General features: G+C 48.1%; 25 protein-coding genes. 7 read left to right on the top strand and 18 right to left on the bottom strand.

From position 1 onward, the window contains the following. Nucleotides 1–173: 173 nt before the first annotated feature. The 5 genes from tatC to FKV70_RS01945 all read right to left on the bottom strand — a co-directional run bounded on the left by tatC (nt 174) and on the right by FKV70_RS01945 (nt 3182). On the bottom strand, nt 174–938 hold the full coding sequence (gene tatC / locus FKV70_RS01965; RefSeq protein WP_064795431.1) for a twin-arginine translocase subunit TatC: 765 nt from the start codon (nt 936–938) through the stop codon (nt 174–176). A gap of 112 nt (nt 939–1050) precedes the next feature. Next, entirely contained in the window at nt 1051–1302 is a 252-nt protein-coding gene (locus tag FKV70_RS01960; RefSeq protein ID WP_142611674.1) for a twin-arginine translocase TatA/TatE family subunit, read from the bottom strand. 102 nt (nt 1303–1404) lie between these two features. Next, complete coding sequence (locus tag FKV70_RS01955) at nt 1405–1887, bottom strand: MogA/MoaB family molybdenum cofactor biosynthesis protein (RefSeq protein WP_013369877.1); 483 nt, start codon at nt 1885–1887, stop codon at nt 1405–1407. Nucleotides 1888–2000: 113 nt separating this feature from the next. Beyond that, nucleotides 2001–2489: a cyclic pyranopterin monophosphate synthase MoaC gene (gene moaC / locus FKV70_RS01950; RefSeq protein ID WP_064795433.1), complete on the bottom strand. Its 489-nt coding sequence runs from the start codon at nt 2487–2489 to the stop codon at nt 2001–2003. A 45-nt stretch (nt 2490–2534) separates the two neighbouring features. Next, nucleotides 2535–3182, bottom strand: a complete 648-nt coding sequence (locus tag FKV70_RS01945; RefSeq protein ID WP_063207877.1) for a 5-formyltetrahydrofolate cyclo-ligase — start codon at nt 3180–3182, stop codon at nt 2535–2537. A gap of 268 nt (nt 3183–3450) precedes the next feature. Here FKV70_RS01945 and FKV70_RS01940 point away from each other — a divergent pair, with 268 nt between their 5' ends. Continuing rightward, on the top strand, nt 3451–5415 hold the full coding sequence (locus FKV70_RS01940; RefSeq protein ID WP_142611673.1) for an ABC-F family ATP-binding cassette domain-containing protein: 1965 nt from the start codon (nt 3451–3453) through the stop codon (nt 5413–5415). A gap of 535 nt (nt 5416–5950) precedes the next feature. Here FKV70_RS01940 and tsaD read toward each other — a convergent pair. The 4 genes from tsaD to tsaE are packed head-to-tail and all read right to left on the bottom strand — an operon-like array spanning nt 5951 to nt 8863. Beyond that, complete coding sequence (gene tsaD, locus FKV70_RS01935; protein ID WP_142611672.1) at nt 5951–7015, bottom strand: tRNA (adenosine(37)-N6)-threonylcarbamoyltransferase complex transferase subunit TsaD; 1065 nt, start codon at nt 7013–7015, stop codon at nt 5951–5953. Beyond that, nucleotides 7012–7527, bottom strand: a complete 516-nt coding sequence (gene rimI / locus FKV70_RS01930) for a ribosomal protein S18-alanine N-acetyltransferase (protein WP_142611671.1) — start codon at nt 7525–7527, stop codon at nt 7012–7014. Before rimI ends, tsaD begins: the two co-directional genes overlap by 4 nt. Nucleotides 7528–7543: 16 nt before the next feature. After that, on the bottom strand, nt 7544–8380 hold the full coding sequence (gene tsaB, locus FKV70_RS01925; protein ID WP_142611670.1) for a tRNA (adenosine(37)-N6)-threonylcarbamoyltransferase complex dimerization subunit type 1 TsaB: 837 nt from the start codon (nt 8378–8380) through the stop codon (nt 7544–7546). Between the two features lie 3 nt (nt 8381–8383). Further along, nucleotides 8384–8863: a tRNA (adenosine(37)-N6)-threonylcarbamoyltransferase complex ATPase subunit type 1 TsaE gene (tsaE, locus tag FKV70_RS01920; RefSeq protein WP_063207863.1), complete on the bottom strand. Its 480-nt coding sequence runs from the start codon at nt 8861–8863 to the stop codon at nt 8384–8386. Nucleotides 8864–8997: 134 nt separating this feature from the next. Here tsaE and FKV70_RS01915 point away from each other — a divergent pair, with 134 nt between their 5' ends. The 5 genes from FKV70_RS01915 (at nt 8998) to FKV70_RS01895 (ending at nt 13404) form a co-directional block, all read left to right on the top strand. Next, nucleotides 8998–9528 (top strand): cysteine hydrolase family protein, encoded by a 531-nt coding sequence (locus FKV70_RS01915; RefSeq protein ID WP_142611669.1) that lies wholly within the window; start codon nt 8998–9000, stop codon nt 9526–9528. Between the two features lie 540 nt (nt 9529–10068). Then, entirely contained in the window at nt 10069–11253 is a 1185-nt protein-coding gene (locus FKV70_RS01910; RefSeq protein WP_142611668.1) for an acetyl-CoA C-acetyltransferase, read from the top strand. 55 nt (nt 11254–11308) lie between these two features. Then, nucleotides 11309–12049 (top strand): acetoacetate decarboxylase, encoded by a 741-nt coding sequence (locus tag FKV70_RS01905; RefSeq protein ID WP_063207853.1) that lies wholly within the window; start codon nt 11309–11311, stop codon nt 12047–12049. 37 nt (nt 12050–12086) lie between these two features. Beyond that, nucleotides 12087–12755 carry a CoA transferase subunit A gene (locus FKV70_RS01900; RefSeq protein WP_142611667.1) on the top strand — a complete coding sequence of 223 codons (669 nt, stop codon included), beginning with the start codon at nt 12087–12089 and terminating at the stop codon, nt 12753–12755. Continuing rightward, on the top strand, nt 12748–13404 hold the full coding sequence (locus tag FKV70_RS01895; RefSeq protein WP_063207847.1) for a 3-oxoacid CoA-transferase subunit B: 657 nt from the start codon (nt 12748–12750) through the stop codon (nt 13402–13404). The genes FKV70_RS01900 and FKV70_RS01895 overlap by 8 nt, the downstream gene beginning before the upstream one ends. A 153-nt stretch (nt 13405–13557) precedes the next feature. On the opposite strand, the gene FKV70_RS01890 is transcribed toward FKV70_RS01895, so the two are convergent. Both FKV70_RS01890 and FKV70_RS01885 read right to left on the bottom strand, forming a co-directional pair. Further along, entirely contained in the window at nt 13558–13737 is a 180-nt protein-coding gene (locus FKV70_RS01890; RefSeq protein WP_063207844.1) for an H-type small acid-soluble spore protein, read from the bottom strand. A 53-nt stretch (nt 13738–13790) separates the two neighbouring features. Further along, the gene (locus tag FKV70_RS01885; RefSeq protein WP_142611666.1) at nt 13791–14030 is read right to left on the bottom strand and encodes a hypothetical protein; all 240 of its coding nucleotides are present in this window, start codon (nt 14028–14030) and stop codon (nt 13791–13793) included. Between the two features lie 172 nt (nt 14031–14202). On the opposite strand from FKV70_RS01885, the gene ku reads away from it, so the two are divergent. Beyond that, complete coding sequence (gene ku, locus FKV70_RS01880; RefSeq protein WP_063207840.1) at nt 14203–15117, top strand: non-homologous end joining protein Ku; 915 nt, start codon at nt 14203–14205, stop codon at nt 15115–15117. Between the two features lie 18 nt (nt 15118–15135). Here ku and FKV70_RS01875 read toward each other — a convergent pair whose 3' ends face one another. The 7 genes from FKV70_RS01875 to FKV70_RS01845 all read right to left on the bottom strand — a co-directional run bounded on the left by FKV70_RS01875 (nt 15136) and on the right by FKV70_RS01845 (nt 22441). Beyond that, entirely contained in the window at nt 15136–16995 is a 1860-nt protein-coding gene (locus tag FKV70_RS01875; RefSeq protein WP_142611665.1) for an ABC transporter ATP-binding protein, read from the bottom strand. Between the two features lie 20 nt (nt 16996–17015). Further along, nucleotides 17016–18335 carry a nucleotidyltransferase domain-containing protein gene (locus FKV70_RS01870; RefSeq protein ID WP_142611664.1) on the bottom strand — a complete coding sequence of 440 codons (1320 nt, stop codon included), beginning with the start codon at nt 18333–18335 and terminating at the stop codon, nt 17016–17018. A 49-nt stretch (nt 18336–18384) separates the two neighbouring features. Further along, nucleotides 18385–18870, bottom strand: coding sequence for a lasso peptide biosynthesis B2 protein (locus FKV70_RS01865; protein WP_142611663.1), 486 nt, complete (start codon nt 18868–18870; stop codon nt 18385–18387). Between the two features lies 1 nt (nt 18871). Next, the gene (locus FKV70_RS01860; protein WP_142611662.1) at nt 18872–19174 is read right to left on the bottom strand and encodes a lasso peptide biosynthesis PqqD family chaperone; all 303 of its coding nucleotides are present in this window, start codon (nt 19172–19174) and stop codon (nt 18872–18874) included. Continuing rightward, complete coding sequence (locus FKV70_RS01855) at nt 19152–20198, bottom strand: serine kinase (RefSeq protein ID WP_142611661.1); 1047 nt, start codon at nt 20196–20198, stop codon at nt 19152–19154. The genes FKV70_RS01860 and FKV70_RS01855 overlap by 23 nt, the downstream gene beginning before the upstream one ends. Before the next feature lie 136 nt (nt 20199–20334). Continuing rightward, nucleotides 20335–20463 (bottom strand): paeninodin family lasso peptide, encoded by a 129-nt coding sequence (locus FKV70_RS01850; protein WP_013369856.1) that lies wholly within the window; start codon nt 20461–20463, stop codon nt 20335–20337. A 52-nt stretch (nt 20464–20515) separates the two neighbouring features. Further along, nucleotides 20516–22441 carry an asparagine synthase-related protein gene (locus FKV70_RS01845; RefSeq protein ID WP_142611660.1) on the bottom strand — a complete coding sequence of 642 codons (1926 nt, stop codon included), beginning with the start codon at nt 22439–22441 and terminating at the stop codon, nt 20516–20518. Nucleotides 22442–22492: the final 51 nt, after the last annotated feature.

Here is a 22492-nt window from a genome sequence, read left to right as displayed (position 1 = left end):
CAGTGCTAACAACCAACTTTATGATACTCAACTTGAGATTGAATTTCAAGTCCCTAATGTATTTTTTATGGGAATTTTTATGGACAGCCATTCTTGATTATATCTACCTATCCTAAAAATAACCGTTAACTCAAGGCTAATGGTTATTTTTTAAGACAGCTATGCTGATAGATTTAAGAAAAATTACGCAATTGGGCTTCCCGTTCTTCCTGTGCACGCAGTTGTCTACGGTACACGACCGATGACAGATATACACTCGCTTCATACAGCACCAACAACGGAATCGCCACCAAAAAATCGGATATAAAATCCGGCGGAGTGATCACAACAGCGACAAAAACAAGCAGGAAATAAGAGATCTTCCGCCACTTGCGAAGCCTCATCGGGGTGAGTACACGAATCCCTGTCAGAAACATAATCAGCAGGGGGAGTTCAAACAGCAGCGCTACAGGCAGCACAATGTTAAACATAAAGGTGAAATATTGTGCAATACCGTACGTTTCCTGCAACCCCATGCTTTTGGTGACGGACGATGTGAACTGAATCGCCATCGGGAAAATAATGAAATAAGCAAAAGCAGCGCCAATCATAAACAAAAGCAGCACATAAGGCACATATCGCAAAGTTGCACTCCGTTCTTGCGGCCTTAATCCCGGGCTGACAAACTTCCACAATTGGTAGCAGGCAAACGGCAACGCCACTGCAATGCCAATGATCATGGCGATCTTCATGTAGATACCAATCCCGTCCCAAAAGGAAAATGCGTTTAACTGAAAAGCTTGCGCCGAACCGGATCGAATAAGCCAGTCATAGACAGAACCCGCCGCGAACAAGCCACCAACCAATGCCAATACAAATACAATCAGCACATAAATTATTCTGCGACGAAGCTCACCCAGATGTTCCATTAGCGGCATTTCATGCTCTGGTGGGGACAAGTCCATTCCTCCTTTCTGAACGGGACGCAGCAGCGCCTCCTAAAAAATAAAGCCCTTCACTGAAGAAGAGGCTCATGTTCGTTATACAAACAGCAATAATAAATAACTAAATCTATGACAAGCGTTTATCCTCGGGCTGAGGTTGAACTTCTGAAGACGTCGTCTGTGATGCTTGGACCACACTATCTTTGCTTTCTTTACGCTCAGTCCGTTCATCTTCAGATAAAATATCGCGTGCCCCGTTTTTAAATTCACGGAATGTACGCCCTACAGCTCGGCCCAGCTCAGGCAGCTTGTTCGGACCAAAGAGCAGCAGCGCCAGAATAATTAACAAAATATAACCCGGTGCTCCAATATTGGGCATGTGTAGTAATCCTCCTTATATTGACGAACAAAATGAAAAACCTCTGTCCGTATACGGCCTTAAAATTCTTACAGGTATCATACCACACACATGGGCTGCCTTCTACCGGAACTGACCTGTCACCATAAGCAATGCTTCCGGGAGTTGATCCATAATCGCTGCCAAATTTTCATGTACGCCTTTTGGCGTTCCTGGCAAATTGACAATCAGCGTACGTCCGCGTATCCCCACGATTCCACGAAATAGCATGGCCGCCGGATTTTTCTGCATCACGATCATTCTCATGGCTTCCGCCATACCTGGCACTTCCCGTTCCACGACCCGTCTGGTCGCCTCAGGTGTCACATCACGAATCGCCAGTTCGGTTCCGCCCGTAGTTAGCACCAAGTCTGCATGAAAATAATCGGTCATTTCGATCAAAGCCGCAATAATCTCATCCGGTTCATCGGGAACGATCCGGTATTCCACAATCTCTCCGCCCAGTTCTTCTTCGACGAGTTCCCGGATGACCTGTGCGCTTGTATCCTCACGCTCTCCCCTTGCCCCTTTATCACTGGCTGTTAGGATCGCCGTTTTCCACACCATAAGATCACCCTTCTCCTATCATGAAAGAATACTTTCTCTTCTGAAAATCAGAAACAGCCGCGCTGCATCCTCCATCACATCACAGTACCCTCTCGGCGACAATGTTGTCTATGTCAAGGTTTCTGGTGGTCCTCCCTTTGAAAATCCCCATGCTTGCCACCCGTTTTGGATTGCAGCATGGTAGGGCCGATGATCATATCTTTTTGCAGCGCCTTGCACATATCATACACGGTTAACGCTGCGGCTGAAGCCGCTGTCAAAGCTTCCATTTCTACACCTGTCTTACCCTCGGTCTTCACTTCAACTTCAATATGAAGCACATCATGTCCATTATCGGAAAAAGTAATGTTCACGCCTGTCAGCGCCAGCGGATGACACATCGGTATCCAGTCTGACGTTTTTTTCGCACCTTGAATCCCTGCGACCTGGGCTACGGCAAGAACATCACCCTTGCCAATTCTTCCTTCTTTTACAGCCGTCAATGTAGCCGGATCCATCGTAATCTGAGTCACGGCGACTGCCGTACGAACCGTAGACGTTTTGCCCGAAATATCTACCATACGAGCTCGTCCCTGTTCGTTAAAATGAGTAAAGGAATCCACGACTCCCTCACAGCTCCTTTCACATACCCAACTTTACTTCATTCATCATTTGTCGATTTTGCCATGATCACAATCGAAGCGTCCTTCCGGTGTAAACAGCACGTCCACTCGCAAATCTCCTGGCTCCATGGGTACTTGTGCTAACAATTGTCCCGGTAGCAGCAGCGAGACATACAGTGGACCTACGGAACCGTTATTACGCTTCTCTGCCTCTACCTGTGCGGTAAAGCGATCATAGTAACCCCCGCCATAGCCGATCCTGCCTCCATGACGATCAAAGGCCAAGCCGGGGACAACCACCCAGTCGATTCCCGTCCACATTTCAGGCAACCATTCCTTGCATGTCAATGCAGGCTCAGGGATGTTCCATACGCCGGGCACCATATTTCCGTACTCATCCATCTCCCTCAGCTCCATGGTTCGGCTTACCGAATCCACTCTCGGGGCCAGGACACGATCTCCCTGTGACCAGCAATGCTCAATGAGGGGAGTCGTCGAAATCTCGCTGCCAAAAGAGAGATAACTAAATAAGGTTAGCTTATCCCCATTTCTGTCTATTCTAAGCTGCTCCCATGCCTCGATTGCATGCCGACAGGCCACAGCCGATGCCTTCTGCCTTGTCAGCGGGTCCATGGAGTCACGCGCTTCCCGTTGCTGTACACGCAGCGCGTTCTTCACATTACAGACATCCACATATCCGCCCTCCCGCACAATCGTCGATAATCATCCAAACGTTACAATTGTTCATTTGTCAGTAAGTGCTGTACGTTGCAAGTTTTTTTCATTCTTTTTCACTTCTCGTTTAAGTTTATCATTGTTTATACAAATTGACTACACGAGGCTCAAGGGTTTGGGGAGTGAAAGCAGTGCAATAGTGGGTAATTTCATGTAAACTGGAAGGAAGGTACCTGCGAAAAAGGCAGGCAGAACTGTGCAAATTGTAATGGAGGAACGATACGCTATGCTATTGCAAGTAACCGGAATTACGAAATCCTATGGAATTGAACCCGTTCTGGACGGGATTAACCTTCAAATATTGGAACGTGAACGTATTGGACTAGTAGGTGTGAACGGTGCAGGCAAATCGACCCTGCTCAAAATCATTGCTGGTGAAATATCGTATGACAGTGGACAAATCTTTAAGGCAAAGGAAACCAGCATCGGTTATTTGGCGCAAAACAGCGGTTTGGATTCTGACCGCTCGATCTGGGATGAAATGATGCTGGTGTTCGCACCGCTGATTGATGCAGAACGAGAGCTTCGGCAAATGGAGCAGGAAATCGCCGAACCGGCCAATGCGCAGAACGAAAAGCGTTATGCCGATCTGCTCGAACGCTATGCACGACGCTCAGACTGGTTCAAGGATCACGGCGGTTACGAAATGGAGACCCGTATTCGCAGTGTGCTGCACGGCATGGGCTTTGGTTCATTTGCACCCGAGACGCCTGTAGTCACCCTGAGCGGAGGTCAAAAAACCAGGCTTGCGCTAGCACGCATCCTGCTGCTCGCTCCAGATGTGCTTATGCTCGATGAGCCTACCAACTATCTGGATATTCAGACACTGACCTGGCTGGAAGACTATTTGCGCGGCTACTCCGGCTCACTGCTGGTCGTATCACATGACCGATATTTTTTGGATCGACTGGTGACAACGATTGTTGAAATCGAACGCCATCGCTCCACCCGCTATACAGGCAACTACAGCCGCTATATGGAACTAAAGGCTGCCGAGTACGAAACAAATCTCAAGCATTACGAAAAGCAACAAGAAGAAATCGCCCGTATGGAGGCATTTATACAGCGCAATATCGTGCGAGCCTCTACAACCAAACGTGCCCAGAGCCGCCGCAAGCAGCTAGATAAAATGGATCGCATGGATCGACCTATGGGCGATTTGAAAAAAGCCCATTTTTCTTTTGAAACCGCCTATATGTCGGGTAAAGAAGTATTAGAGGTGCGCGATCTTTCCGTAGCGTATGAGGGCAAAAAGCCTTTATTCCAGCATGCCTCCTTTGACTTAAAGCGAGGAGATACGGTGGCATTGATTGGTCCGAACGGGATCGGTAAATCGACGCTGCTTAAATGCCTGACCGGCTCACTTAAACCGGCTGCCGGGTCTATCCATTGGGGGACAAAAATCAAAATCGGCTTATATGACCAGGAGCAGACAAACCTGAACCCCGCCAATACCGTACTGGAGGAGTTGTGGAGTGAGTACCCTCATATGGAAGAAGCACGGATTCGGACAGTGCTGGGTAATTTCCTGTTTAGCGGTGACGATGTACTGAAAAAGATAGCTTCATTAAGCGGAGGAGAAAAAGCCCGCGTATCCCTGGCCAAACTAATGCTGCGTGAAGCCAACGTATTAATTCTCGATGAGCCTACAAACCATCTCGATCTGTTTAGCAAAGAAGTGCTGGAAGCGGCGTTGATGGACTATGACGGTACACTGCTGTTCATCTCCCATGACCGTTATTTCCTTAACAAAATGGCTGAGCGTGTTATCGAGCTTCATCCTGAAGGAATAGAACATTTCCTGGGGAATTATGATGACTATGTAGCCAAAAAACAAGAGCTGGAAGAAATAGCGCAGGAAGCTCTCGAAGCAAGTCAGAGCAGTCGTGGCAAAACATCGTCTTCCTCTGCATCAGCAACAGACGAGATCACCCCCAAATCACGTGCGGCCACCTATGCGGCAGACAAACAAGCCAAAAGCGAGGAACGCAGCCGTCAACGCAAGCTGGAGGCATTGGAAAACAAGATCAAAACGCTGGAAGAACAAATTGCAGGCTTAGAGGAACAAATGACTTTGCCTGAGATTTATCAGGATTACACGGCGCTTCAGAGTATTCAGGCAGAACTCGACACCCATAAACAGGAATTGACCAAAACCTATGCATCCTGGGAGGAACTGCTTGAGGCATAAAAGCTGCTGCATAACATCCTAGCCATAAAAATTTCACATTTTCCTCTTCTATTTTTTGTACACAAGAATATCCACAGCTTTTGTGCATGAACGATATTGAAAAATGGCCTTTTGGGCCATTTTTTTATTGATAAAACGCCAACTTCAAATGAAAACCAAATTTATCCACCATCTTATCCACATTATCCACAGATTTCACATTCACTCTAGCTATGATATATCCCCCATTCGGCTATCTCCTAAAAGTCTTAGCCTGCTTGCTTTCAGCTTAATTATTCACATTTCGTACGGTATATGTGGATAACTTTGTTCACAACTTGACAAATCACATCATTATTCGGGCAGTATAAAATTTTCATATTTTTTTGCTGGATCATGAAAAATCGTAAACAATTGTGACGAATCATGCGAGGAAATAAAATACTGGCATTCCTGCGCTCAAACTCCTGTATTTTATCCTCTTGAAATTTTTTTTATATATGTATAGCACGAAACAAAAAAGACACGACCCTTAAGACGTGTCGTGTCCTTCCTATTAAGTTTGAACAGACCACTCTTCCAGAGACAGCCCTGGGTCAGCTTTCATGTCCAATGAGGTGAATTCTCCACGCTTCCACTTGGCGTATGCTGCGGCACCGATCATCGCTGCATTATCTGTACAGTATTTCATGGACGGTATAAGCAGTTCGATGCCTTCACGCTCGCAGCGCTCCCGCAATGCTGTACGCAATCCACGATTAGCAGCAACACCGCCGCAAAGCAGCAGCTGCTTCACACCGTATTCACGCATAGCGCGAATCGCTTTTTCCACCAGCACCTCTACGACCGACTCTTGAAAACCTCTTGCAATCGCCCCCGCATGAACGGTCTCTCCGCGCATTTTCGTCTGGTTAATTACATTCAGCACTGCAGACTTCAAGCCGCTGAAGCTAAAATCATAAGAATCCGGCTCCAGCCATGCACGCGGCAAGGTAACCACTTCCTTCGATTCATGGGCTACACGATCCACATGCGGACCGCCAGGATACGGAAATCCGATGGCTCGCGCTACTTTATCGTAGGCTTCTCCAACCGCATCATCCCTTGTACGACCAATAAGCTGAAAATGACCCTCGGACTCCATCAGTACCAGCTCAGTATGCCCTCCTGACACCACGAGAGCAATGCACGGATATACAATATCATGCTCCAACTGATTCGCATAAATATGTCCCGCAATATGATGCGTTCCGATTAGCGGCTTGCCGAACGCCATTGCCGCACTCTTGGCGGCCACAATTCCAACCAGCAATGCGCCAACCAGTCCTGGTCCTTGTGTCACCGCAACTGCTGAAATCTCGCGGGGACTGATTCCCGATGTTTGCATAGCCTCGTCCAGCATATAAGTAATACTTTCCACATGTTTGCGTGATGCTACCTCTGGCACAACCCCGCCAAAAGCTTTGTGTGTTTCAATCTGACTGGAAATCAGATTCGAAAGCACCTCTGTGCCGTTTTTCACGACGGACACAGCCGTTTCATCACAACTCGTTTCCACTGCCAGTATATAGCAAGGCTCACCGCTGGCAGAGCCTGTACCTGTTTTTTCCGCTTGCGTCATTGCTCCTGCACGCTTCCTTCCTGTTCACCGGATGCCCCGTGTGCGGGAAGATCCGCCCACATGATCACAGCATCCTCGTTATTATCCGAATAATAGCCTTTGCGCACACCTGCGGGCTTAAAGCCCTTTTTCTCATACAAGCCTTGCGCGATTCGGTTCGTTACCCGTACCTCCAGAGTCATACGCTCCATCCCTAAATAAGAGGCGGTCTGCATCAGCTCATCCAACAGCTTGTCTCCAAACTTGCGTCCGCGATATGCCTCGCGAACTGCAATATTCGTAATATGGGCCTCATCCATAATCGTCCACATACCTGCGTAACCAATGGCTCGTCCATTAAGTTCCATAATCATATATTTAGCAAAATGATTCATCGTCAGCTCATTGCGGAAGGCTTCCTCCGTCCACGGCAACGTGAACGCTTCATGCTCAATCTCCAGCACATCGGGGATGTCATCCAGTTGCATTAAACGAAACTCAATCTTCTCTTCCCGCTGTATGTTCTTTGCCATGTTGTTCACCGCCTCTTCAGCGCTGACGAAGCAGATTGGCTTCCGCCTCCGCCAGCTGGGTATAATTCGGAACCAGCGTATGTAGCTCGTCATGTTCCTGACGAAGCAGCTTATCCGCCCCAAGGCGGCCAACCCATTTTCCTTCCAGCTCATAAGGTACAATACGAAGCTCGCTCCATGCACGTAAGCGCTCCGCAGTTTCGGCGTGAATCGCCGTTTCACCTACGAGCCAAATAACCGCAGGACGTTCTTCGGCAGGCAATGCCTCCAAACGTTGCAGCAGGTCATCCGTCCATGCAGTCATCAACCGGATGGCATCCGGCTCTAACCGCTGCGGGCTGCCGATATCGTTAACAGTATTCGCGGCGAACAGTCCCGTGTACACCTGACCACGGCGCGCATCCAGCACAGGCACAATCCAGTCTGCTGCCTGCGCCCCAGACGAGCCGTTATGCACAGACTCAGGTTTACCTTCTTGCCCTTTCAGCTCGATACCACGGATCCATCCACCCCATGCCAAAGCCTGCAAAGTGGAAATGGAAGTCACCGGAACCCCCCAGGCCCAAGCTAATGTTTTGGCTGCTGTCACCGCAATTCGGATACCGGTGTAAGATCCCGGTCCAACACCTACGGCAAGGCCGTCCACATCGTTGCGTGTCAGTCCTGCTTCGCTCAAGAGCCGTTCCAGCTCGGTAATGACATGCACCGAGTGATTGCGTTCACCCAAAACGTTACTTTCTCCCAGCAGCTCTTTTCCGTTCATCAGGGCGGCCGCCATTACGGTCGTCGCTGTATCTAACGCCAAAAACCGCTCACGCGGCTTTTCATTTACATCTGTATGCTCTCTTTGCATGGTTCAAACTCCATTCTCCCGCAAACTGCGGCACCATTGTTCATAAGGCTCGCCGTACCCGGTCAGGTGAATCAAGCGCTCCCCTACATCCGTTGTTTCTATATACATGTGAAGCCGCTGATCCGGCAACATATCCGGTATAATACTACCCCATTCCACCAGACATACTCCTGTCCCGTAAAAATATTCGTCCAGCCCAAGATCCTCCGCCTCGTCCTGGGAAATCCGGTATACATCCATATGATACAAAGGCAATCGACCCTCGTACTCCTTAATGAGGGTAAAGGTTGGGCTATTTACGATACCCGGCACACCTAAATGGCTGGCAAAAGCCTTGGAAAAAGCAGTCTTACCCGCTCCCAGATCTCCATCCAGCACAATTACGGTTCCGGGAACCGCTTTGGCTGCCAAAAAGCCTGCTAATGTCCCGGTCTGTGCCTCTGAGACAGAACGGAATACACACTGTTCCTGCGAAATTGTCATCTCTTTTAATCACCTTTCGTCCGCATCGGACCGTTCCAACTTGTTCTTTATTATATAGTTCACCTTATGTCGCCGCAAGGCATGTAGACATGCTATTGTAGTTAGATAATACACACAGGGAGGGAATCGAACCGATGGGGCAAACCGTTTTACTCTTGATTGATGTTCAGCAGGCTATGTTCATGTATGATGAGAAGCTATATCGTGAGCAGGAGGTTATAGCACATTTGCAGCAGCTTTTGACTCAAGCCAGAGCTGCCGGCACACCGGTAATTTTTGTACAGCATACTGATGAAGCAGATGAGGATTTCCGGGAAAACAGTATAGGCTGGGCTATCGCCGACGTAGTGCGTCCTCTTCCTCATGAACGAATTGTCCGTAAATCATCCTGGGACAGCTTCTACCAGACTGAATTGGGTGATGCGCTCCAGGAATTGGGGGCAGATCAGTTGATTATTGCCGGGATGCAGACTGAATTTTGTCTCGACACGACTTGCCGAAGCGCCTATAGTCTGGGATACCAAAACAACGTGCTTGTATCTGATGCGCATACTACATTTGATAGCAAGGTGCTGAGCGGCGAACAAATTGTAGCTCATCACAATGCAACGCTAGGGAATCGCTTTGCACGTTTGCTTGCGACAGCAGATGTACATTTTTCTTGAGTTTTTTGAAGTTTATGCTCCAAGCCGGTTGCTTTCAAGCAATCGGCTTATTTTTTTGTTCACGCTAACAAAAAAATACTGACGTTATAACGTCAAATGCAATGAGTGGCCCGAAGATAAGGTCTACATAAAAAGGACTCGAAGAAAACTTTTTCATAGCTTGATTTGAAATTTCATATTTAACAGAAAATTCAATTTTTGATCACAACTTTCAGAAAAATAAAGAAATTAACAGGAAACGTTAGAATGGCCTAATTATTGTGGAGGATATGGCTCCATAAACATCTGTACTTAGATCTATGTAAAGATTTGAACATTGAGCAAAATCTGTATTGGAACTATGATAATTCTGGTTTTAATTTCCAGACGGGAAAGAAGGCGATCGGACCATCATACTCACTGTCTAGGCACCATGATATGCCCGCATGTAAATGTATCTTGCAGTCTCTGCGTTTCGTAGGTTAGGACCGAAAATTACGAATTGAAGTGCAGTCATGGATGTATGTGTCCTCGAACACAGCGAAAGGAATGTGAGTTTTTATGAAAAAAGTAGCTATAGTAAGCCCGTTGAGAACAGCGGTCGGTTCGTTTAATAAAGCCCTTGCGCCCTTGAGCGCTCCTGAACTGGGAGCAACCGTGATGACGGCATGCCTTCAGCAAAGTAAATTAGAGCCTTCTTTGATTGATCAAATTTTTATGGGAAATGTTCTTCAAGCAGGCAATGGACAAAACCCTGCTAGACAGGCGGCACTTAAAGCGGGTATCCCCATTGGTGTACCCGAATCAACGATAAACACAGTTTGCGGTTCAGGACTTCATGCCGTCGCATTAGCTTACGATTCAATATTGGCGGAACAAGGAAACATCGTCATGGCTGGAGGCATGGAGAGCATGTCGAACGCCCCTTATCTGCTAAAAAATGCAAGAAACGGCTATAAGCTTGGCAACGGTGAATTGGTAGACTCCCTGGTGGCCGACGGCCTAACATGCCCAATCAACCATTACCATATGGGAATTACCGCAGAAAATGTTGCCGAAAAATATGGAATCTCAAGACTGGAGCAAGATGCATTTGCCTATGAAAGCCAGATAAAGGCTTCCAAAGCAAAAAACAACAAGTTTTTTGAAGAGCAAATTGTTCCGGTCATGATCAAAAACAAAAAAGAAACTACTTATTTCACAGAGGACGAACACATAAGAGGAAATACGACGAAAGAAAAACTTTCAAACTTAAAGCCCGCGTTTAAGGAGAACGGAACGGTTACTGCCGGAAACGCTTCGGGCATCAATGATGGTGCGGCGGCTATGTTAGTCGTGTCGGAAGACAAATGTAAGGAACATGCGTTAAAGCCGCTGGCCTATATCAAAGGTTACTCGCTTGTTGGTGTTGACCCTGCATATATGGGAATGGGACCGGTAAAAGCTATTTCGTCACTTCTGCAGAAACAGGGAATGTCGATTGATTCTATTGATCTTTTTGAAATCAATGAAGCGTTTGCTGCACAAGCGCTGGCGGTGCAAAAAGAGCTGGGAGTTAATCCAGAGAAGGTCAATGTCAATGGCGGCGCGATCGCAATCGGTCATCCTGTTGGTGCAAGCGGTGCTAGGGTATTGGTTACGTTAGTTCATGAAATGGTGCGCAGATCTTCACGTTACGGCGTAGTCTCGTTATGCATTGGAACAGGAATGGGAATAGCCATGCTGGTTGAAAATGCTCGCATTTAAAATGCGCGTTCAAGATAATTGTTGAAATACCTCTTAAAAAAGAAGGGAGATCGCTATGAATCAAAAAGATGTACTTTCACTCCAATCCATGCCTGCGGCCAGTGGTAGTTATGGACGTCCGCCATGCCGCTTCATCAACCGGGAATTCTTTATTATTACCTATGAATCCGATCCCGCTGCGATTAGACAGGCGGTCCCGGAACCCCTTCAGCCCGATGGAAGTAATACGGTCTCCTATGAATGGATCAAAATGCCCGATTCATCCGGTTTGGGAAGCTATGAGGAAAGCGGTATTGTCATTCCGTGTACTTATCAGGGAGAACCGTGCAATTTTGTCGCCCAAATGTATTTGGATAATGCACCTGCTATTCTGGGGGGACGTGAAATTTGGGGATTTCCGAAAAAATGGGCGAAACCTCGCCTGGTCGTTGAAGATACTGAGACGCTGACGGGTACATTGCATTACAATAACGTCCTGGTAGCCATGGGAACCACCCCTTTCAAATATAACGTGCTTGATGAAAAGGAAACGGCTAAAGCCATCGCAAAAACGCAAGTTAATTTAAAATTAATTCCTGATGTAGACGGCACCCCTAAAATTGCTCAGCTAGTGGCATATAATCTTGAAAATATTACTGTAAAAGGCGCCTGGTCAGGGCCTGCCAGATTAAGCTTGATCCCACATGTTAATGCTCCTGTAGCAGATTTGCCGGTTAAAGCTTATGTTGGCGGAAAACATTTTATTGCCGATTTAACGCTTCCATATGGAAGAGTCCTATACGATTATCTCCAATAAAGTTTGCTTCCTAAAAAATAGATAAGGAGACGGAACCATGAATAAAAAAGTAAACTCCGCTGAAGAAGCAGTTAAGAAAATCAAAGACGGAGACACGGTGATGGTCGGAGGTTTTATGCAAGGAGGCATTCCGGAGGAACTGGTGCGTGCGCTTGTCGACACCAATTCCGCTGACAATCTTACGATCGTTTCCAATGATACAGGCACACCAGAATTATCTATTTACAGACTTGTGAAAAGTGGCAGAGTCAAGCGGATTTTTGCATCCTATATTGGCTCCAATCCAGAAACAGGAAGACTCCTGATGACGAAAGAAGCGGACGTTCAACTCTTCCCGCAAGGAACGCTTGCTGAAAAAATACGCGCAGGTGGAGCTGGTTTGGGTGGTATTTTAACCCCTGTAGGTGTAGGCACCATTGTAGAGGAAGGAAAAAAGAAAATCAAAATTGACGAAAGAGAATATCTGCTCGAACTGCCGCTGAAAGCCGATGTGGCGCTCATCAGAGCCCATAAAGCTGATGAAGCAGGGAACCTGGTCATCAACGGTTCTTCACGCAACTTCAATTTGGTTATGGCTACCGCAGCCGAGTATGTAATTGCTCAGACCGACGAATACGTAAAGGCCGGGGAAATTGACCCCAATCATATCAACGTTCCTGGAATATTTGTCGATGCGATTGTAAAGGTGGGTGGAGACAATGAATAATAGAGAATTGATTATTAGAAGAATAGCCCAGGAATTCAAAGATGGCGAAGTGGTAAACCTGGGCATTGGATTGCCTACAATGGCAGTGGACTATATCCCTGAAAACGTTAATATTATGCTGCAGGCTGAGAACGGAATCGTCGGCGTTGGTCCCAAAGCAGCCCCGGGAAAAGAAAGAGTCGATTGTATCGATTCAGGCGGAAACTATGTTACAACCGTAAAAGGTGCCTGCTTTCTGGACAGTGCGCTTTCATTTTCCATCATACGTGGAGGGCATGTGGACGTCACCGTTTTGGGTGCCCTGGAGGTCGATGAAAAAGGTAACCTGGCAAACTGGATGATCCCAGGGAAAAAGGTGCCTGGGATGGGCGGAGCAATGGATTTGGTGGTTGGAGCCAAGAGAGTGATTGTAGCCATGGAGCATGTGAACAAAAATGGGGCGCCAAAAATACTAAAACAATGCAAGCTGCCCCTCACCGCCGTAAATGTTGTAAAGACCATCGTAACCGAAAAGGCAGTCATTGATGTTATTCCGGGTAAAGGGCTCATGCTCAAGGAAATTGCTCCAGGTTTATCGGTGGAAGATGTCCAAAAGGCAACAGAGGCTGAACTGATCGTTTCACCACATTTGAAGACCATGGCAGTGTAAAAGATGTAGACATGAAACACCATCTCCACCTTTCAATTAACTTCTCTAGCGTTTAACTTGTCTTTCCATCTTCAGATCGCATTTAGGATATAAATAAGGTTCGCTAATTGCTCATTGAGCAATTGCGAGCCTTTTTAGTTTGGTATCCCTCTCCTATTGCTCTTCCAATCGATCTACACGAACAGTTTGTGTATCGCCGGGTCTGCTGCCGATCTGTACCGTTGCCATACCATTCGCTTCATCTACATGCTCAATCCAAATCGGTTTGCCATCCAATTGGACGGCAATCGTGTCGGATGAATCATAAATGGCTTTTGCTCGTTCCACGTTCATCTGTTTTCCTCCTTTTGCTTGTTTTTGTACAACATATTTAGAAATATTGTGACCTAGTCTTCATCTATAATCCGTTCAACATCTAATGAAGGAAAGCTATCAGAAGGCGAGGTTGAAACTACAGCCTCCATGTCTACATGAGCCACAGCTACAGGAAAAGGCGACTGTGTTCCATGTGAAAGAGCAAACTCGGGCGGCAATGCATCCTGTTCGCCTCCAGCAGGCCCTCGAAAGGCAATGTGACTTTGACCCACACGATGACTAATTTGCCGAGGATAGGGTTTTCTAGGCATCTATTGTGTACCTCCTTTGAATCGGATATGGCTTAACATTCACCAAAAAAGCCGAAAACATGCGCAAATCAAAACAATTTCGCAGCCTTCATTTGCCCCTCATACAATCTTTTGCACGAAGCATACTAAGTGAAAAATGAAAAATGCGGATTAAAAAAGGAGGACTGGCGGTATGCATACGGTCTGGAAAGGCGCGATCAGCTTCGGGCTGGTTCATGTGCCAGTTAAAATGTTTTCAGCTACTGAAGATAAGGACATTTCCATGCGTTATATTCACAAGGAATGTGGAAGCCCACTGAGCTATGTACGAAAGTGCCCTGTTTGTGATAAGGAAGTTGAATGGGAGGAAATTGGAAAAGGATACGAATATGAAAAAGGAAAATTTGTCATGTTTGACAAGGAGGAACTGGAGCAAGTTAGCGGACAAGCCGATAAAAATATCGTGATTTTGGATTTTGTGGATTTACAGGAAATTGATCCGATTTACTTTCAGAAAACGTATTATCTGTCCCCGGATCAGGCTGGCTCCAATGCGTATAAGCTGCTCATGAATGCCATGAAGGATACCGGAAAAATCGGGATTGCCCAAATCTCCATTCGTTCGAAAAGCAGCCTTGCCGCCATTCGCGTACTGGATGAATGCTTGGCGGTGGAAACCATGTTTTACCCGGACGAAATTCGTCCAATTGCTCAAGTTCCCAACTTGCCCGGACAGGAGGAGGTTAAAGAAAAGGAGCTGACCATGGCAAAAATGCTGATTGAGCAACTGTCTACCCCTTTTGATGCAGCAAAGTATACGGATCAGTACCGCGAGCGTCTGCTTGATCTTATCCAGCATAAAGTAGCTGGAGAAGAGGTGCGCATTGCCCCAACACAGCCTCAAACGAATGTGGTAGATTTGATGGCTGCCCTTCAAGCCAGTATTGAGGCAGTAAAGCCAGTCGTTACCGACCCCGGTCCTGGTGCGAAAAAACGCGCTGCACGTAAGCCAGCTGCCGTGACAGCACAGCAGGCTGTCGCAGGCGACGACATCTCTCCTGCTCCAGTTAAAAAGAGAAGAAGCCCTGCTAAACGTAAAGAAACTTGAGCTTACAGAAAAATCTGACTAAGGGGCGGCGCTGACAGTGCTTTGGTACGAAAGCAACTGACTGAACGCCCCCCGCTCCTCTTCTACCAGTTGGCGGTAGTTCCCCTGCTGAATGATCTCGCCTTGATCCAGGACAACAATTTGATCCGCATGTCTGATCGTTGACAGACGGTGAGCGATCACGATCAACGTCATTTGACCTTTCATCCGTTCCAATGCTGCCTGAATTGCAGCTTCATGCTCACCATCCAGCGCACTTGTCGCTTCATCCAGGATGAGTACAGGAGGATGATGCAGGATAGCCCGCGCAAGGACCAGCCGTTGACGCTCTCCCCCGGACAGACGAATCCCGCGATCACCAATAACGGTGTCCAGCCCTTCTGGCAGTCTGGATACGAAGTGGTCTGCGGCTGCAAAATGTAATGCCTCCCATAGCTGCTGTTCAGTAGCATCCTTATCGGCCAGCTTTAAATTTTCGCGGACGGTCGCATGGAACAGAAATGGATCTTGTGATACATAGCCAAAGGACTGTCGCCACAGTGGCAGCAATTCGTCGTCCAAAACATGCCCATCGATCTGAATCTGCCCACTCGTTGGACGTAAAAACCCCATCAGCACATCGACCATGGTGCTTTTACCTGCTCCTGATTTCCCAACAATGGCGGTCATTCCCCGGGCGGGTATAAACAAATTAATCTGACGCAGCGCAGGCTCTACTGCACCCTCGTAGCAATAATCCAGACGTGTGCATTCTATTCCATTATGAAGAGACAAGGGTTGCCGTACAGATACAGATGCTAGCTGATGTTCCGATAAATCGAATGGAACGTGAGTCTCAGAGGATGTAAGCCCGATCAACGAGGGATCTGAGAATGCTTCACATTCCCGTTGTACTTTGGTTACACTTTCAAAAGCAGAGACCATAGACATGATATATTCCAAGCTCGCTTGGATAAGGGCAAACCTGGGCCATAAGCGGGAAAATATAAGGATGAGCACAATCAGTTTTTCAGGTGTAACATGCAGCCACTGGAGCGACACAAAAAGGACGCTAACGACAAAAATAGCTGCCGCTATGCGATGAAAAAACTGTGTGGTCGCGTTTTGCCGAACAAACTGAGTCGTATTGTCCTCCATGCGCTGCGTCAGGGAACGAAACCAGCGGATATTCGCCGCTTCGAGCAGATTGCTTTTAATATCTTTCATCCCGTTCATATGATCCGTAATTCCGGCAAAATAAACCTGTGACAGCTCAGTAGTACGATCACCTAATTGTTTGGCATTTCGGATGGAACGACGGAACACGACAAACAGCACCAATCCACTCACAAACACCAGCCCGGTTAAAGAAGGGGATAACCAAAAAGCCAGCGCAATCTGGATTAGCGTAAACATGACGGCTGTGACCAGTTGAAGGAGCAAATTGGTTCCCTGACTGACGCGCGCCAGCTCGGTCGTCATCACATGGCTAAAATCAGATTTGCGCTGACGCAAATAAAAAGCCCACTGCGCCTTCATAAAGGAAGTGTATACATCTATGCGAAGGGAACGCATAAAACGCTGCTGAATCCGCGAGCTGAGAATGGACTGGTAACGCTGAAGCAAAGCCTGCCCTGTAAGCAGCGCTACAAAAAGCAGCAACATCCCTGGCAACAGCCAGCTTTTAGGAATATGCGGTAGAAAATAATCAAATCCATCCGACAGAAATGGCATTTCGGAATGACCGCCGAATACGCCGATGGCCGCCAGCATCGGAACAAGCATATAAATGCCGACACTCTCCAGTAGGCTGACGATGATCATACATCCAATATTGAGAAATAACGCCCCGCCGTTCACGCCATACAGCTTGGTCATATATAATCGCAGGTGAGTCATCATGTACACTCCTTATCAGATCAGTGCTTTGAAAATCGCCGCTTCAGCCAAAGAAATGGACGTAAAGGAATATACAAAAAATGTAGCTGGCGAGGCAGTGGAAAAACGACTGAATCCCTCGTAGAAGGAAACAAACGGCTGATGAAATACCATAACCTATGTCTCGGCTCCTTTAAGGAAAGCAAGTAAGTGCGGCTAACCGAAGTACCGCCCCCCGTAGGGGTGGTCTTCATCGGCTCGGTCAAAGCTACGCTGGGCACCAGCTCTGACCGAGCAAGTCTGTCTGTACCCGTCCTAGTGGCAACCGGGTACGGGGCGGGTACGCTGGCCTGCATAAAGGCCAGCGCGCTCAGCGCAAGCCTGTGTGCCTGCCGGGTAGCCGATATTGGACGCATCGGCTCCGGGATCGGCGTACCCAGCAGCGCAGCGGCCAGCGCCCAAGCCTGCCCGCCCGCAGGCAGGCCTCCGTAACGGCGCAGCAGAGGAAGCAGCGCCCAATCGACTGTGCGCACAGCAAGCCTGTCGATGTCAACTAACCAGCGCAGCCTGAACCAGCCGTGACGCGCTCCGTGTGCGCTCAAGTACAGAAATTGATGCTGGCTGCCAAGCGTATACATACAGGACGTCGTCACCGTCCTGCTCTCTACAGAAGTCGCTGGGGCCATCCGACTGGCTTGTGCACCTTCGGCTTTGCCCATTTGCCGGTAGTCCCAAAGCTCGTCAAAGGAGGGCTCCCGCCCCCCATCCGGGTGAAGCCGCCAGTGCAACTCGACTTCGACCCTCTTTTGCAGGTGTAGAAAGGAGGCATGATGATCCTTCCACTTCCAACTGCCTAGGACGCGCACTTCGCCGCTTTTGGACGCATACCCGGCTTCCTTCATCCAATGCTCCGCTTCATCCATGTCATCCGGGGCGATGAGTAAATCGATGTCTTTAGAGGTACGCAGGGAAAGATCTCCATACAATTGCTGCGCCAGAGCAGGCCCCTTTAGCATCAGGACACGGATTCCGTGAGCTGTGAGCAGCCTGGTCAGACGCTCTGCTTCTGCTTGAAGCTGGAGCATGCGCAGCGTGTTTCGTTGGTATTGCCCTTGAAGGTACCGCAGCAATTCTGCGGGAATGAACGGATGATCTAACGTTTTTAGCTGGAGATACACCGTAGGCACCACGCGATGATGTTCTGTCAAACGCAGCAAGCGGGACCAATCCATCTCCTGCAACTGGGAAAGAGTCGCCGTATCCTGCCATAGGTTGACGTCTTTACGAAGCAGAGAGAGTAACAACGTTAATTCCTGATCCTCATTCCAGTTAGCAAGTTCCCAAATAGACTTGGTGGCCATGGATTTTTCTCCTTTGACTCTTTGAACGTTCTTTTTCTTTTGTATCGCACTAAAACAGAGAACTGCCTTTATCCGCTATCTTCGTATTTGTAGCTGTCACCGCGTGTCTTCCGAATATCCCCACCACGGTAAATGCCTCCATCTCCCGTTCTCCCGTAACATAGATCGGTCCGCTGCGTACCCATGCATGTGCTGCCAATCGGCCCGCAGCATTTTTGGCTGTGCCCAGATACAATGTGCAGTCCAGTTTTCTGCGTCCCAGCAACGTCATAGCGGCTGCGGCTTGTACAAGACAGCTACTGCGCCAAGGAGTATAACGACTGGCTACATCCACAGCTTGTGAAATGTGACGGATCGACTCCTCCTGCCCATCCTCGCACTGCCAGGAAGTTTCTTCCACACAGATCCCCCAAGCCCCTGAGTAATCTCCAAAAGAACGACGCTGGCGAAACCTTGCACACCCCAGCTCCAGCCAGGCTTCCGGCAACAATCTCCTGACCTTTGGAGGCAAGAGAAAAAGCCGTTGTATCCGCATGTCAGTCCGACTCCGGTAGGAGTCTCAACAATCCTTCCCGCTCCAATTCAGCTATAAAAGTATGTACCTGCTGCCTGCACTGTTCCTCGTCCACTTCATATTCATTTGTCAGGACAGTTACGATCTCTCCAAGTGAAGGACTGGATTCTGCCAGTTCCCAGATTCGTCCTCCCGTGAAGCCCAAATTATAATACTTTCCGGTATGAATACTCATCATTACTTTTTCCCCGTCCATATCACTTACATAGACCTCTTCACTGTACGTGACGCGATAATGATCCTTAGCTGAATTCGTGGCTGCCATAATGTTCCTCCTTATGAATGAGTTCAAGTACTCGCTGTACAACCTCGGACGCCGTGAAGAAGGAGCTGTCCCTCAGCAGCCGCCAGCCTTCCACCTTCCGAGCCATCCGGGCCGCTGTATCAAAATACCATTCACCCAAACTCATACGCGGAATGATTCCCCTACGATATGTATGCTGGAGCAATGTATGCAAGCACTCCAGTTTGTTCAAGGGCTGTTCCGTAACCATCACTGGCTCCCCTCCACGCATCAACTCACCGTTTGATGAATTGTTCACAAGCTCGAATACGCCGCCTAGAGGAAGCGGATCATTATAGAATTCATTCACAGCAGGCACCGCATATTTATTGAACTCACCTGCAATTTTACGCAAATCTCGGTATTGTGGCGTTGCAGGATTACCGTCGGTTAGGGAAAGAACGTGCTCTTTGTGTAGTACATGTTTCTCCTGTAGAGCCTCCAATTGAAGCAAGCTTTCCAGCCCCAGCTTTTGCTGCGGATATGCCGGATATACGATAGCTGCGGAAGCCGTGACATTTATAGCAATTACGTCATCACTAACCATCTGATAGCCTGCATGTCTAAACGCAGCAGCCAGCGTCGATTTTCCCGCGCCGGATTCACCTACAAATGCGTAGACCCGCCCCCCGATGACGACCGCACTTCCATGAATAGGTAAAGTCCGTTTTTGCAGCAGTAGAACCCCCATGCATGTACCCAGTATATACAGCCGCACGGTGTCGGGATCAGCCCCAGGCAGCATACTTACCTCGATTTCCTTGCCTTCTCTGATCGCATAAATGGCTGTGCCCGGGATCTGGAACATAAAGCGTTCATCCTGCATTACAAAATTGGTCTGCTCCAGTTGCTCCCTCCATGCTGACAAATCAGCCTGTCGAATGACTACATCCTCTTCCACTCCCGGCTCTGCCGGGATTAGCTCTGGTAAGATCAGCTCACTGGCAATCCTGAGCCCAAAGGCTGTATATTTCACCCGACGGATATGGGTATTCCTGTCATGCACGCTAGGACCACTCCCCTATTCTTGAAATCCCGTCTTTATTTCTTCGGGTTCAACCTACCCCAAAGAAATAAAGACGGCTCGTGATCATTAAGCTATTTGACTCTCAGCCCAGCATCGGCCCATGTATAATGATCGATTAGCTAGGATTATACAAATCGGCATCGTGGTCTGACACCCAGTCAATCTGCTTCCAGCCTTTACCTGCCATAGTTTGGTTAATATCCAGCACCTCAATCGTGGGTTCCTGCCATTCTTTTTTACTCATCTCATCACCTCCCCTCTCACGAATGGCACCCGTCTGACCGGATAAATGAGAATTAGTTCAATCCACAGAGAAAACGGTACACGATCAAGCTATGCATGAACAGTCGTATATTCGGATCAGATGCCTGTTCCGGACGGGGACTTCGGTAGTTCGCCATCGCGGTCTTAATATAGTCCATATTGAGATATTCGGCAGCTCTTAAATCATGACACATCACTTGCAGCTCTCCCATAAACTCATCCCAACAAGGAATCATACGATGTAGCCAATCCGCAGGCTGTACGCCGCGTACTCGCTGATTCAATCGAACATCATCAGGAAGATGATCACGCATAGCTTTACGAATGAGGGCCCTGTCCCGACCGTTTTGTACATATTGTTCAAATGGCACCGATAAACAAAAGCGAATGACACGGCTATCTCCGGTCGGATCACGTTCCCACAGGCCATAACGGAGTGAAAGCTTGGTCGCCATGACACCATTTTTGTTGGCAATCGCCAAATTTGAAAACTTCTCTTTTCTTGTCTGATCGGCACTTTTTCTCCAACCGGTGCCACTCAATACAGGAATATCTTCTACATTCATCCTTTTGGCAAACTCCGGGTGAATCAGTGATGGAATTGGACTTCGATGGCTGTGTCGCAACCATGTACAGGCTTCAAGTGAAGTGGCTTTTTTCAACACCACGGGGAGTAGATGAGACATACGATTGCCTGTAAGCTTGCTGTATTGCCACACCCCCTGCAAGGATTGCAGCCAGTGCAAACGACGAAACTGACGGGCGTAATAGTCCAGCGCAGGCCCCCACGATACGGTAAAATTCCCGCGTGCTCCAGTCAACAGAACACCGACATTGTGTTCCTGAGCTTTTTCATAAAAACCCCTGATCCAGAAGGAGTTTTCAAAATATTTGTAGGGAGCTTCCATCAACTCCAGCCACATATCAATTTCAGAAAACGGGCTTTTCCCTTCAAAATCCATATAATTTTCTTGAATGTTGCCCACATAACGAGCCGTGGAATGAATGTAGCTGCGTTCATTCGCCAGCAATGTAGGCGGTGTCCAATCTGTAAAATCTTGTACAGGAACATAGCTGTAAGCATGTAGCGGCTTATGTTGTAAGTGCAGCGATGGCGCGGCAAAGCTGGCAACCGCTCCGGAATCCAATCCCCCGCTCAGGGCAGCCCCTACAGCCCGATGCGTCCGTAACCGGGCATTCACCGCCTGTGAGAATACCTCGCGGAAAGCTTCTATGTATTCGCCCCCTGTTTTGAGCCGCAGTGGCTCTACCTCCTCCAGACATGCATACTTATGGAGCGTTTGTTTTCCCTCTTCCATGGTGAACCAATGTGCGGGAGGCAACTGGTTAATATGCTTGTAGGCGGTCGTCCCGATATCGACCGATTCCTGCATCGCACGGATCGATAAGAATTCGGCCAGCCAGGGTTCATGCAGTTCTTTTCTCAGAGAGGACAGAACCCATAGCGGAGCGATTACCGTGCTAAACGCAAATCCTCCGTCATGTTGGTAGGTATACAGCGTACGATTGCCTGTCATATCTCTAGCACCATATAATCGATGTTCTTTAGCATCCCAAATGACAAAGGCAAAATCACCTATTAGATAGCCGGCTGCATCTACACCCCATTTGTCGTATGCCAGCAAAATCAGCTCGCTGTCTGTGATATCTTGCCGCTGCCCCTGCCCAACTGCCAGCCGTTCAAACAGCTCAGCACGATTGTCAATGATCGCATCGGCCGTGATGGCCAAATCCCTTAGCTCATCATAAAAGGGAAGATGCTCATGAATAGATTCAGGGGTCACGTGCTGGGCATGACATCCCAAAAAAATGGAACCTTCATGCCAAATGCACACGCGGTCGGCGGGATATTTTTGCAAGGTTTGCATCATTTTCTCGCCTTCTTCAGCACATACAGCCGCATGCCCAAATCTATAGATTCCGGCAATTGCACTCACGTTCTCCCCCCTTTTCTTTTCCGATACTTGATAACACTATAGACGCCCAGC

The organism is Paenibacillus ottowii, assembly GCF_006874425.1.
Classification (GTDB): domain Bacteria; phylum Bacillota; class Bacilli; order Paenibacillales; family Paenibacillaceae; genus Paenibacillus; species Paenibacillus ottowii.
This window is presented reverse-complemented; position numbering and strand designations above follow the sequence as displayed.